The organism is Nostoc sp. TCL240-02 (genome assembly GCF_013343235.1).
In the GTDB taxonomy this organism is placed as follows: Bacteria; Cyanobacteriota; Cyanobacteriia; order Cyanobacteriales; family Nostocaceae; genus Nostoc.
In genome coordinates this window covers 903,145-915,679 of the sequence record NZ_CP040094.1, presented here as the reverse complement: position 1 = coordinate 915,679, position 12,535 = coordinate 903,145, and the positions used below count along the sequence as shown (strand labels likewise).

Genomic DNA, 12,535 nt, shown 5'->3' with positions numbered 1-12,535 from the left:
TTACGAATTATGATGATAGGCGTGGATACGGCACTAGATTATTTTAGACAAAAGCTTGGGAAAAATACTTATGCACCATCTCAAATTTACTCCGAGTTGGTTGCGATTTTTAATTATTTTCTTATTGACAATGGGTGTATTGTTTCGCTTTTGTAACCTTGATACCAAGGTTTTCTCCCATGATGAAACTTATACCTTATTACGAATTTCTGGCTATACAAGAACTGAAGCACAAAATAAACTATTTAATGGTAGTGTCATTGGCAAAGAAAGTTTTGCTCAGTTTCAAGGTGTAAATCAAAAAAGCTTAAATGACACAATCATGACTTTGGCTAGAGAAGATTCTTTGCATCCACCGCTTTATTACGTAATAGCTAGATTGTGGATAGAAATTTTTGGTAATTCGGTGACGGCAATTAGAAGTTTATCTGCTTTAATCAGTTTGCTGGTTTTCCTTTGTGTATATTGGCTATGCCGAGAATTATTTAATGTGCCGCTATCAGTTCCTGGTGTAGCGATCGCACTTATGGCAATTTCTCCAATTCAACTAGTATACGCCCAAGAAGCACAAGAATATATTCTCTGGTTAGTCACGATATTACTATCTAGCGCGTCTTTGCTACGAGCAATACGCTTAGAATCACAAGTTCAAGATGAGCTTGCGAAACAACAACAGCCAGAAATATTTGCTACTTGGAGCATTTATGCCGTAACTTTGGCAATCAGTCTTTATACATTTCTTTGGAGTGGATTTGTAGCAGTTGCTCACGGAATTTACGTTATTGTCACTGCCAGATTCCAGTTATCTCCAACTGTTAGAACTTATTTGCTAGCATCACTGGTAGGTTTTTTAGCCTTCATGCCTTGGCTAGCGGTTGTGATAGGTGACTTTTTCCAATTTTTGATCTCAGCAGATAAAACAACAACGCAGTCATCTTTGATGCCTGTATTTGAACTATTATTGATGCAATTAAGCCGAATATTTTTTGATATAGACCTTAGCTTAGAAAATAGTTTTAGTTATTTAATTAAAATAATTTATTTAATTTTTATAGGATATTCAATTTATTTGCTTTGCCAAACAACTAACTATAAAGTTTGGTTGTTTATCATTATATTAATTGTAGTACCAGTATTGCCCCTAAGACTACCAGACTTAATGGCTGGTAGCATACAATCATCTACCGATCCATATTTCATACCATCTTATTTAGGAATCCAATTAGCTGTTGCTTACTTACTAGCTACCCAAATATATAATCAAAGCGTGTCACGCCGGAATATTTGGTATGCGATCGTGGCATTAGTTATTATTTGTGGTTTAATTTCTTCTAAAGTTCATTCCCAATCAGAAACTTGGTGGAATAAGGGTATGAGCTATGGCAATCCCCAAGTTGCCCAAATCATCAATCAGGCTACTCGCCCACTTTTGATTAGTGATGCTTTGGGTAATAATTATGGAAATGTTTTTTCTCTGAGCTATCTTTTGGAATCAAAGGTGCGATTTCTACTGGTTCAAAATCAAAAAATTCCTAAAATTCCTGATAGGTTTGCTGATGTTTTTTTATTCAATCCTTCAGATACTTGGCGAGAAACGATAGAAAAAAAGTATAATTTCAAGACAGATGTTGTTTATAGCGACAAATATTATTCAGTTTGGAAATTAGCTAAACCTCGCAGTGTACGCAAACGCGATATTCTCCTCCAAACGAAATTATCAAATCGTTGACTATCAGATTATGAGACAAGTTTATTTTTTAGATACTTATTGTTCAAAAGGTATTTACATTTTTACTTGCTTAAAATTAGCTAAAAATAGCAAAAATAAATATTCAACAGATTCTTATCTAAAATTAATTTAAGTGATGCTACCATGCTTTAAATTGTCATTTGAGATTAGTTTGATGATTAATTTAAAGGTGTTGTATGCAAATAACAGATTTTCTTGGTCTTTTACATCCAGCGATCGCAATCATATTCGTGTTTCCACTCATTGGGACAGTAGTTAATTTTGCTTGGCAAACACGCCAACGCAGATTGCAAATTTTAGCCGGGAGTAAGAGTAAAATTCCCCCAGTGGTTGGTGGAGAACATAAGCAGTTGGGTGAAAGACTAACAGGTGCGGTTGTCGGATTAACTTTAATTGGATTAAGCTATCCTATTGGCAAAAATATTATTAACAATCAATTATGGAATAAAACACCTTTTCAAGTTGTTTTTATCTTATTAATATTAGCTGCTACCATCGCATCTTTAGTATTTCTGTATCGGGCAAAGCAGCGAGTATGGCGGGCAATTTTTGCGACTTTAACTGGTGCAGGTTTAGTAATACTAGGCTGTCAAGATGGAGTATTTCGCCGTACTAATGAGTGGTATTGGTCGCATTATTATATTGGTATAACCGCAGCACTGCTGATGATTTTTTCATTAGCGATTGTTCAAGATATTTATCAAGATAAATCTAATCGCTGGCGGATCGTCCATACGATTTTAAACTGTATTGCTTTGTTGCTATTTATTGGACAAGGTATGACAGGAACGCGAGATTTATTAGAAATTCCCTTGAGTTGGCAAGAACCATATATTTATCAGTGTGATTTTGCTAATAAAACTTGTCCAACACCAAATTCTCAACAACCAAAGTGAACTAATAAAATTAATCCTTTGTTTAAGCAATATTATCTATAAGCCGATCGCGAATTGCTTTAAGTTGGTCTTGAGTCTTAATTGGCTCTCGTGGTGCTGGCAGTTCTGTATTCGGCCAGTTAGGTAAACTATTACAGGGGCATAACAATGCTGGCATCCCAACGTTTCGCGCGGCTACTGGCATATCACAACGACCACAAGGAAGCATATCCCAGGCTGGTGTCAACAGTTCAGCAATGGTTTCTTGCGTACCCTCTAGGTAACAATCACCTGATTCCGGTGAAATAATTTTTTCCCAGCACTCTTCAAATTCTTCACTATAGCGATCGCCATTTAGCACCGATTGAGGCAAAATGCTTGCCTTACCGTTGCCCGTAATCACTTTCTTACCCAACTGAAACCAGTAGGCAAGGTATCCTCTAACTTCTTGTTTGGTTGCCATAAGACAATTTTAGTATTTTAGATTTTAGATTTTGGATTAATTTGAATCAATAGTTAAGAATCTTGACTCCTAAATGTTCCAGCGTCCTCTCTGTTTGGCAATGGCGAACCAAGAACACTGAGATTGAGAACATGACCAGCAGTAACTAAATAAACAGTTTCGCTAAGTGCAGCTAACTGGCGCACTAAAGAACCCAAGCGATCGCGGAACATCCTCCCAAGGGGATAAGCTGGTACTACACCCCAACCCACCTCTTCTGCTACAAACAGCATATCAGCAGCAACCAGATCCACCGTCTCTAATAACTCTACAACGATATTTTCCCAGCTAGATTTATCTTCCTCTAAGAGATTAGCAACCCAAGTTCCTAAAGAATCAACTAAAAGGCAACTGTAGGGTTTAGCATCGGCGATGGTAGCAGATAGTGCCACAGGTACAGATAGAGTTACCCAGCCTTGAGGACGGCGTTGCTGATGTTCTAAAATACGTTGATGCCATTCTTGATCATCTGTGTTATCGGTGGCTGTTGCTACGTAAACAACTGCTTTCCCTGACTGCATAGCTAGAGTTTCCGCCCATTCACTTTTACCAGATCGTGCTGGCCCTGTTACTAAGATGATTTTACCCAAAGTTGTTTTCTGAGTATTTTAACAATAAGTAGCTAGTTGTAATCGATCGCCACAGTTTTTACTTTATCGGTAAGATTTTTGGTTTCAAATAACTTTTAAGGGATAAAATTAGCACCAACATCATTGATGTCACAATTGGCAAAAGCCGAAAATCCCAACAACCCCTTTCTCAATTATTCAACACCATTGGGGACAGCAAAATTTAGGATGTCTTTATGAACGCAGGCTTAAAACGCATAGAAGCAACGCTACACGATTTAGGGAATCGCGGCACTGCCTCTGCCGCCGAAGCAGGAGATTCGACAACAAAACGGCCTTTTTCCTTTAGAATCAGTGTCGGAGCCAACGAATCTACAGAAAGTACACAAACTTCATCATCTCAGCAAGAACAAACAGTTTTGGGCGTAAATACTGAGAGTGATGATGCTCCCGAACAGAATTTCTTTCCTCACCATGACTCTGTGCAGACCTTTCAAGCAGAAGAGAATGGTGGCAAAACACCCAGCCTACCCAAGTTAAAAACTCCGACCTTTAGTAACCATCGCCACGGAGCAAATCCAGCATTGGCGATGAATCTATTGCAAGAAATTCAGGAAACTGTCGCTGGTTGGCAAATAGAACTGCAAAATATTTTGAACCAAATTCAGGATATTTACTTAGAAGGGCCAATTGTCAATGGCTGGTTAGAATCCAATCCCAGCGAACCAGAACCGGGAGGAACTGCAACGCTGCGCCATGCAGAAGTTGACCGCCTAATGAACTACGTAGAAGAAATTTGCGCCACTGGTGGGAAAGTATCTTATAAATCATCCATTAATGGCTACCGCCTCTGTGGTGTAGACAATGCCGGTAAAGTCTGGTCACGCCCATGTCCAGCAGATCAGGTTCCTAATGTTAGTATGGCGATCGCACGTTACCAAAAGTTACGTCAACTGTTGGGGCGTAAGCAATCTTTAGAAACCCGCCTGAGCCAACTGGCTCAAACACTTGTAGTTTTACACAGTCATATTCAACAAACGTGAAGTTTTAAAGATTATTTCCGAAGAAACTCGGTTGGTGGGTCGGTAATTTTTGGTTTAGATTAACTCTCAGCAGGTATGCGTTGGATTTAAGATTTTTATCTAAAATCCCAAATCTCAAATCCAAAATAAAATCTATGCCAGACACCCAAATCTCTGCCATCATCTGTACCCACAATCGAGATACCTATTTAGGGGCTGCAATTGATAGTCTTTTAGCGCAGGATTTTGCTGCTGATTTTGAAGTTGTGGTAGTTGATAATGGATCTAGCGATCGCACCCGTGAGGTTGTAGAACAAAGGGCCCACAATCCGCGCCTGAAGTATGTATTTGAACCCACTCTCGGTTTATCTGTTGCCCGTAACACAGGTGCAAAAATAGCTAGTGGCGACATTCTGGCTTATCTGGATGATGATGCTGTTGCTAGCCAGGGCTGGCTACAAGTTTTATATTTTGCCTATTACAATAATTCTAAACTAGCGATCGCAGGTGGCAAAGTCACTCTCATGTGGCCTCCAGGAATTGAACAACCACGGTGGCTATCTCCAGGACTAGCTGCAAATTTAGGTGCATACGACTTGGGTGATAGTAACATCTACATCGAGCAACCTGGCTTAACACCCAGAGGCTTAAATTACTCCATCCGCCGCAGTTTCCTAAAAGAAATTGGCGGTTTTGATCCTCATCTCGGTCGAGTGGGGAAAAATCTATTATCTAATGAAGAACTGCAAATGACCGAATTTGCCCTACAGCGTGGTTGGCAAGTCGCTTATCTTCCTGAAGCGCTAGTTGCTCACAATGTTGCCCCAGAACGCTTACAACGCACCTGGTTTTTAAACCGAGGCTGGTGGCAGGGTATCAGTGAATGCTATCGAGAACAACTCGCTGGTAAAGCTGGAATCGCTCAATTGCAGCGAGGTAGCGAACGGTTTGTGCGTGGCTTGTATAAAGCATTGCAATATTTTTCTGATCCAGCAGAACGGTTTGACAAACTTGTATATGCTTATGGTCAGATTGGTTACTTAAATGCTGCTATTCAAGGTCTTTTATTCACATCAAATAAGAAATAATCACTAAGATTTATACTGTTATGTCATCTAAAATACCAGTTTCAGTATTAATTCCGGCAAAAAACGAACAAGCAAACTTGCCAGCCTGCCTCGCTAGCGTCAGCAGAGCAGATGAAATATTTGTAGTAGACTCTCAAAGTAGCGACAACAGCATTGAAATTGCCAAAAGTCACGGTGTAAATGTCGTGCAATTCAACTTCAATGGACGCTGGCCTAAAAAGAAAAATTGGTCTTTAGAGAATCTCTCTTTCCGTAACGAATGGGTGCTAATTGTCGATTGCGACGAACGCATTACCCCAGAACTTTGGGAAGAAATTGACCAAGCAATTCAAAATGAAGAATATACAGGTTATTATCTCAACCGCCGCGTATTTTTCTTAGGAAAATGGATTCGTTATGGTGGGAAATATCCCGATTGGAATCTTCGTTTATTTCAGCATAAAAAAGGCCGCTACGAAAACCTACATACAGAAGATATTCCCAACACTGGCGATAACGAAGTTCACGAACATGTGATTTTGCAGGGCAAAGTTGGGTATCTCAAAAATGATATGCTCCACGAGGACTTCCGCGACCTTTATCACTGGTTAGAACGTCATAACCGTTATTCCAACTGGGAAGCCAGCGTTTATTTTAATATTCTCACAGGTAAAGATGATAGCGGCACCATCGGCGCAAATCTCTTTGGTGATGCAGTGCAACGCAAGCGATTTTTGAAAAAAGTGTGGGTACACCTGCCATTTAAACCCTTTTTACGGTTTGTTTTATTTTATATAATTCAACGCGGTTTTTTGGATGGCAAAGCCGGATATATCTATGCACGCTTGCTGAGTCAATATGAATATCAAATTGGCGTTAAACTTTACGAATTACGCAACTGTGGTGGTCACTTAAATACTGCAACTACTCCAAAGGAAAAAGCAGGGGAGCAGGGGAGCAGAGGAGCAGAAGTAAAGCTATTAACCATTGATTCTTGACAAATGACCAATGACCAACCTTTCGTAGATTTACGTAAATATGACCAATCTTGGTTTGATCGGGGGCGGCCAAATTGGTATGTTTTGTTATGGTGGCTTGTGCAAGCGATCGCATTTCCCCTTACTCCTCAACCGTTAAATATTCTGCGTTGTGCCTTGCTACGATTATTTGGCGCTAGTATTGGCAAAGGCGTATTAATTCGACCCACCGCCCGCTTCACCTATCCTTGGAAAGTTACTATTGGCAACTACAGTTGGATTGGAGATAACGTAGTTTTATACAGCCTTGATCGGATACACATCGGTGAACACTGCGTAGTTTCTCAAAAAAGTTACCTCTGTACTGGTAGTCACGATCTCCAAGACCCTGCCTTCGGGTTAAAAACAGCGAGTATCACTATTAACAATGGTGCATGGGTAGCAGCAGATTGTTTCGTTGGGCCGGGAGTGCAAATTGGGGCTAATGCTGTGATTGGCGCTCGTAGTACTGTTTTGACTAATATGCCTTCTGGACAGGTTTGTTGGGGAAGCCCCTGTCGTCCTAAGACGAGTCGCATAAAACTTGATACCCCTACAACCCCGTGATTTTATAGATAAACATAGTAAGGTAGCCCAGATAGCTGGGCTACCTTAAATTTTCTACATATTTTATTTATAGCCGTTCTCAATTGCATAGAATATAGACCAATAAGGTTCAGTTAAGGCTAAAACTCTAAAGTCAATTGTTTATAACCTAGATGCAAAGGGGCTTACCGCAGGCTACCGCCATCGCGCAGCGTCTCGCAGAGAAGGAGACCAAAGATGCAAAGAAAAATAAGAAGTACTTAACTGAACTGTATTGACCTATAAGCTCTGCTTTATATAGGCATTTTCTGGAGATAGTTTACTTTTAATTAAATCTTTTTGCTTGCTAGTCCAAAATTCGTGCAAATCTAAAAAATCTGGCAGAAGATGTGATGCACCAAATCAGCCAGGAGATAGCCTAATTAGCAAAATTTTTTCTCATTCCCACAAATGAGAGTCACCCAAATGTATAAAAGTATAAGCTGTTATTGCGATCGCCTTTGGCGTTCTCGCAGGGTACCTAATAAAATGGAGCGCTCACTTAGCATCTTGTAGAGAATTGATCGCAATTACAATATATCATCTTAGTTAATTTGCTTGTATTGGAATGCTCCCGAAGAATTAGGTGATGAAGTGCCCTTTGCCAACCATGTTCGTCAACTTGCCAAAGATTTGAAAGATCAACAAATTCGATAAATTTAAAACAAATTTAATAGGAGGCAAGTATGAATTTTAACAAAGATGAAAGAAATGTCATTTTAATAGTTGATGATGCCCCTATTAATTTAGAGATATTATTCAAGCTTTTAGAGTATTACGGCTTGAAGATTTTAGTATCTGAAGATGGAATGAATGCCATTGAAATTGCAGAGAATGCCTTACCTGACCTAATCTTGTTGGATGTATTGATGCCAGGAATTGACGGCTTTGAAACTTGTAGACTTTTGAAAAAAAATCCAGCTACTCAAGATATTCCAGTAATATTTCTAACTGCTATAACCGATAAGATAGATCAAGTCAAAGGTTTGAATCTTGGTGCAGTAGATTACATAACTAAACCTCTAGAACATAAAGAGGTTTTAGCTAGGGTAAATATCCATTTACGTTTACGAAACCTCACCAAAAAACTCACAGAGCAAAATAAACGTTTAGAAATAGAAATCTTTGAGCGCCAGCGAGTAGAAGAAGAACTGCGATGTCATTCAGCTGCATTAGACGAGTGGAACAATCGCTACCAAGCACTAATTCAAGCGAGTGGTCAAATTCTTTACGACTGGTACTTGGATACCAACGATATTAAATATGGTGGCAATGTAGAGCAAATATTAGGTTACTCTATGCCTGAGATGTTAGGAGGTTTGAAGCGTTGGTTAGAGTTAGTTCATCCTGATGATAGAAAATTATTCAATGAAGAGATTAACCGCGTCTTATTCGCAAAAGAGCGATTCCACCTTGAATTTCGTGTCGCTCGCAAAGATGGGACTTACATCACAGTTGAAAATAACGGGTATATCTTTTTAGACTCTACAGGCAAAGTTGCTCGGATGGCGGGCTTTGTAATTGATATTACTGAACAGCAAGCTGTGCTACTTGAACGCAAAAATGCAGAACAAAAAATTCGTGAGCAGGCAGCTTGGCTCGATATCACCACAGACGCAATTATCGTTCAAGATTTGGTTAACAAAATTCAATTTTGGAATAAAGGGGCTGAACATCTGTACGGTTGGATGGCAGAAGAAGCATTGAGCAAGAATGCCAATCAGTTTTTGTATCAAAAGCAAAGTTTTAGCCAACTAAAAAACATCCAGAAAATTTTAGTTGAACATGGTTCGTGGCAAGGTGAATTATATCAAGTTACAAAACAAGGCAAAGAGATTATCGTTGCTAGCCGATGGACACTGGTAAATGATAATGAGGGACAAGCTAAATCCGTCCTAATTGTCAACTCCGATATTACAGAGAAAAAACAACTTGAAGCGCAGTTTCTCCGCGCCCAGCGAATGGAGAGCCTTGGCACTTTAGCAAGTGGTATCGCCCACGATCTTAACAATGCACTAACACCTATGTTGATGACAGTGCAACTTTTAGAGGCACAGCTTCCAGATGAAAAAAGTCAGCAATGGCTAACAATTATGGAAACAAATGTTAAACGCGCCGCAGATTTAGTTAAGCAAGTATTGTGGTTTTCACGCGGCTCTGTAGGTAAATTTAAAACCTTACAGATACGGGATTCGATTTTAGAAATTGAAAATATTATTAAGCAAACATTTTCCAGAGCTATTGAAATCCGTATTGATGTTTTTGAGCAAAACTTATGGAATATCTTTGGCGATGCTACTCAGTTACACCAAGTGCTAATGAACCTCTGTATCAATGCTCGTGATGCCATGCCTCATGGCGGTATCCTAAAGATTTCTGCGAAAAATTTTTGGGTTGATAGTCACTACGCCAAAATGAATATTGATGCTAGGGTAGGTTCTTATGTAATGATTAGCGTCTGTGATACAGGCATAGGAATTAAGAGAGAAATAGTAGATAGAATTTTTGAGCCATTTTTCACAACAAAAGAAGTCGGAAAAGGCACAGGGCTTGGTCTTTCAACAGTTCTTGGGATTATAAAAAGCCACTTCGGTTTTATAAATGTAGTGACTGAAGTGGGCAAAGGCACGGAGTTTCAAGTTTGCTTACCCGTCACGCAAACAATAGAGACAGATAGTAAATTAGCTGGAGATGAATTACCACCGGGGCATGGAGAATTGATTCTCGTTGTTGATGATGAAGATTCAATTCGAGAGGTTACTCAAACCTGGTTAGAAAAAAATGCCTATAAAGTTATAATGGCTAGTGATGGTATTGATGCGATCGCACTATATACAGAACATCAACAAGAAATTAGTGTAGTTTTGGTTGATATGATGATGCCAAACATGGATGGCCCAACAACCATCAATGTGTTGCAAAAAATTAATCCAGAGATCAAAATTATTGGTGTTAGTGGATTAGCTTCCAATCATGAAATCATTAAAATCCTTGGTAATAGTGTCAAAACCCTTTTATCCAAGCCCTACACACCAAGCGACTTGTTAAGAAATTTACAGATGGTGATTAATACAAAGTAAATTTTGTCATTTGTCATTTGTCATTTGTCATTCGTCATTCGTCATTGGTTATTTCTACCCCATTCCCCATTCCCCATGAGTGGTAATATATTCTCATGGCTGCTCTAATCCTTGCTATTAATGAACAAACTACTGGATGAAACGCTGTCAATCACAACTGCTGAACGTATAAACAGCAGAGCTAGTACTCCGTTTGATAATGCTTATAAAGCAGCATTGTCTACCGAAGGAGCAAGATATGTTCAAGGATTTTTAACTTTTGTGGGAAAGCCATACAGGCCGATTGAACACAGTTGGATTGAACTAGGTGATGCCTCTGAGGTACGCATTATCGATCCTACATTACCGCACCTGAACAAAAATCCCCAAGAACTCTGGTATTTTGCGGCACAAAGGCTAACGGTTAAAAAATTGAAAGCCATCATTGAAGAATCGAAAGAAGATTATCCAGAAGATGAACCATTACCAATCTATGGCGATCCACCTTATGAATATTATGGTAATGTGATGTTGGGTGGTCAAGATTATCTGGCAGCATATCAAGCCGCAGAAGCTAAGTGCAAAGAAATCAATCAAATCAACCCTGAGAGAAACTAAATAATTCGTAATTACGAATTATTATTTAGTAGGATTTACCATCGCTGCCAAAGTATTCCCTATAGCCACAAATTTTGTCTCCACGCACATCAAAAGAAACTGCTACCCGATTTTTGTAAAGCTGTCCAAACAAAAGTCCCTCATCTCGAAACTCAAAAACAGCCGTTGTTTCATTGCTCGTAACACGGTCTAAGTCGGTCAGATTTAAACCAGGGCTGAAGGCTTCAAAAACGTACTCAAAAAATTCTCTAGCTCGTTGTTTACCGACATTCAACCCGTGGAATTTACCCATTGGAAACCAAAGGGTAAAATCTTCTGTGAGCATATCTAACAATGGTTCCCACTCTCCAGTTGCCATACCATGCGTAAGATTCTCAAATGCCTGTCGAGCAACTTTTAAAGTATTTTCTGAATCTTGTGTCATTCTCACCCCTGACTGGATAATAAACTAATATCGGCTTACTTAAAATCTCACAACTACTTTGCCACAATTCTGACCACGCAAGAGATATTCTACAGCTTCGGGTATTGATTCTATGCCTTGAAACTCCGTTGGGTCAACGGAAACTTTGAGTTTGTCTGTGTAAAACAGGTTTAATAGGCGATCGCGTGCCTCTGCCATATATTCTTTATAATGAGGCATGAGAAAGCCTCTCACAGAAGCAGCTTTCCAAAATAGCTGGTGATAAAGGCGTGGTTGTGTAATTTGTTCCGCATTTTTTGCGTATTCGGAGATGAAACCAACCACTACTAAGCGTCCCCGTACTGCCAAGTTTTCAACGCAAGTATCAAATACGGTTTTACCTACACAGTCAAAAATTAAATTAATCCCATTGGGGTATTCTTGCTTAAGGATTTGATTGAGGTTTTCGATGCGATAGTTGATAATGCGATCGCACCCTAATTCTCTCAATAACTTTGCCTTCGCCTCAGAACTACAAGTACCAATGACATGATTACCAGCTAACTTTGCCAACTGCACCGCAATATGACCGGTTCCCCCGGCGGCGGCTGTCACTAAAACCACTTCATTACTTTTCATCTCCCCTGCTTGTTCTAATGCAACCAAAGCTGATACACCTGTAGGCGTTAGTGTTAGTAACTCTGGTGTTGCTTCCCGCACCTTTACTGCTAAGTTTGCATCGATAACCTGATATTCTCGATAACCGCCGCCACGTGCCGTAGTTATGACAGCATCACCAATTTGAAAATCTTTGACATTTTCACCCATAGCAATAACTTTCCCTACAGCTTCCACACCCAAATCAAAGGGAGGAATTAAATTAATATATGGAACGTCACCACGACAAAGTAATGTGTCAAAACCACCGTTAACGCCAGCAAATTTGTTTTGGATTACAAGTTCACTAGCAGCAGGTTTGAAAAGAGGAATTTCGACAATTTCAATAGCAGATTTAAAATCTTGATTCAGTTGCTTTGCTATTAACTTTCTGTAGATTGTTACGTTCATT

12 protein-coding genes are annotated in these 12,535 nt (G+C 39.5%); 8 read left to right on the top strand and 4 right to left on the bottom strand.

Translation table 11 applies throughout. The features are described from left to right. Positions 1-70 precede the first annotated feature (70 nt). Positions 71-1,729, top strand: coding sequence for a glycosyltransferase family 39 protein (locus tag FBB35_RS04075; protein WP_174708582.1), 1,659 nt, complete (start codon positions 71-73; stop codon positions 1,727-1,729). Positions 1,730-1,926: 197 nt separating this feature from the next. Further along, positions 1,927-2,646 (top strand): DUF4079 domain-containing protein, encoded by a 720-nt coding sequence (locus tag FBB35_RS04070; RefSeq protein ID WP_174708581.1) that lies wholly within the window; start codon positions 1,927-1,929, stop codon positions 2,644-2,646. Positions 2,647-2,668: 22 nt separating this feature from the next. On the opposite strand, the gene FBB35_RS04065 is transcribed toward FBB35_RS04070, so the two are convergent. After that, positions 2,669-3,088: a hypothetical protein gene (locus tag FBB35_RS04065; RefSeq protein WP_174708580.1), complete on the bottom strand. Its 420-nt coding sequence runs from the start codon at positions 3,086-3,088 to the stop codon at positions 2,669-2,671. Between the two features lie 53 nt (positions 3,089-3,141). Further along, positions 3,142-3,717, bottom strand: a complete 576-nt coding sequence (gene cobU / locus FBB35_RS04060; protein WP_174708579.1) for a bifunctional adenosylcobinamide kinase/adenosylcobinamide-phosphate guanylyltransferase — start codon at positions 3,715-3,717, stop codon at positions 3,142-3,144. Positions 3,718-3,932: 215 nt separating this feature from the next. Between cobU and FBB35_RS04055 the strand changes: the two genes are divergently transcribed. The 6 genes from FBB35_RS04055 (at position 3,933) to FBB35_RS04030 (ending at position 11,063) form a co-directional block, all read left to right on the top strand. Next, on the top strand, positions 3,933-4,739 hold the full coding sequence (locus FBB35_RS04055; protein ID WP_174708578.1) for a hypothetical protein: 807 nt from the start codon (positions 3,933-3,935) through the stop codon (positions 4,737-4,739). A 134-nt stretch (positions 4,740-4,873) separates the two neighbouring features. Continuing rightward, positions 4,874-5,806 carry a glycosyltransferase family 2 protein gene (locus tag FBB35_RS04050; RefSeq protein WP_174708577.1) on the top strand — a complete coding sequence of 311 codons (933 nt, stop codon included), beginning with the start codon at positions 4,874-4,876 and terminating at the stop codon, positions 5,804-5,806. Between the two features lie 20 nt (positions 5,807-5,826). Continuing rightward, positions 5,827-6,783: a glycosyltransferase family 2 protein gene (locus tag FBB35_RS04045; RefSeq protein ID WP_174708576.1), complete on the top strand. Its 957-nt coding sequence runs from the start codon at positions 5,827-5,829 to the stop codon at positions 6,781-6,783. A gap of 3 nt (positions 6,784-6,786) precedes the next feature. Beyond that, complete coding sequence (gene hpsU, locus FBB35_RS04040; protein WP_174708575.1) at positions 6,787-7,368, top strand: hormogonium polysaccharide biosynthesis acetyltransferase HpsU; 582 nt, start codon at positions 6,787-6,789, stop codon at positions 7,366-7,368. Positions 7,369-8,072: 704 nt separating this feature from the next. Then, a complete protein-coding gene (locus FBB35_RS04035; protein WP_174708574.1) occupies positions 8,073-10,466 on the top strand; it encodes a response regulator in 2,394 nt (797 codons plus the stop codon). Between the two features lie 120 nt (positions 10,467-10,586). After that, positions 10,587-11,063, top strand: a complete 477-nt coding sequence (locus FBB35_RS04030; RefSeq protein WP_174708573.1) for a hypothetical protein — start codon at positions 10,587-10,589, stop codon at positions 11,061-11,063. A 25-nt stretch (positions 11,064-11,088) separates the two neighbouring features. On the opposite strand, the gene FBB35_RS04025 is transcribed toward FBB35_RS04030, so the two are convergent. Continuing rightward, the gene (locus tag FBB35_RS04025) at positions 11,089-11,487 is read right to left on the bottom strand and encodes a nuclear transport factor 2 family protein (protein ID WP_174708572.1); all 399 of its coding nucleotides are present in this window, start codon (positions 11,485-11,487) and stop codon (positions 11,089-11,091) included. A 39-nt stretch (positions 11,488-11,526) separates the two neighbouring features. Then, the gene (locus FBB35_RS04020; protein WP_174708571.1) at positions 11,527-12,534 is read right to left on the bottom strand and encodes a zinc-binding dehydrogenase; all 1,008 of its coding nucleotides are present in this window, start codon (positions 12,532-12,534) and stop codon (positions 11,527-11,529) included. Position 12,535 lies beyond the last annotated feature (1 nt).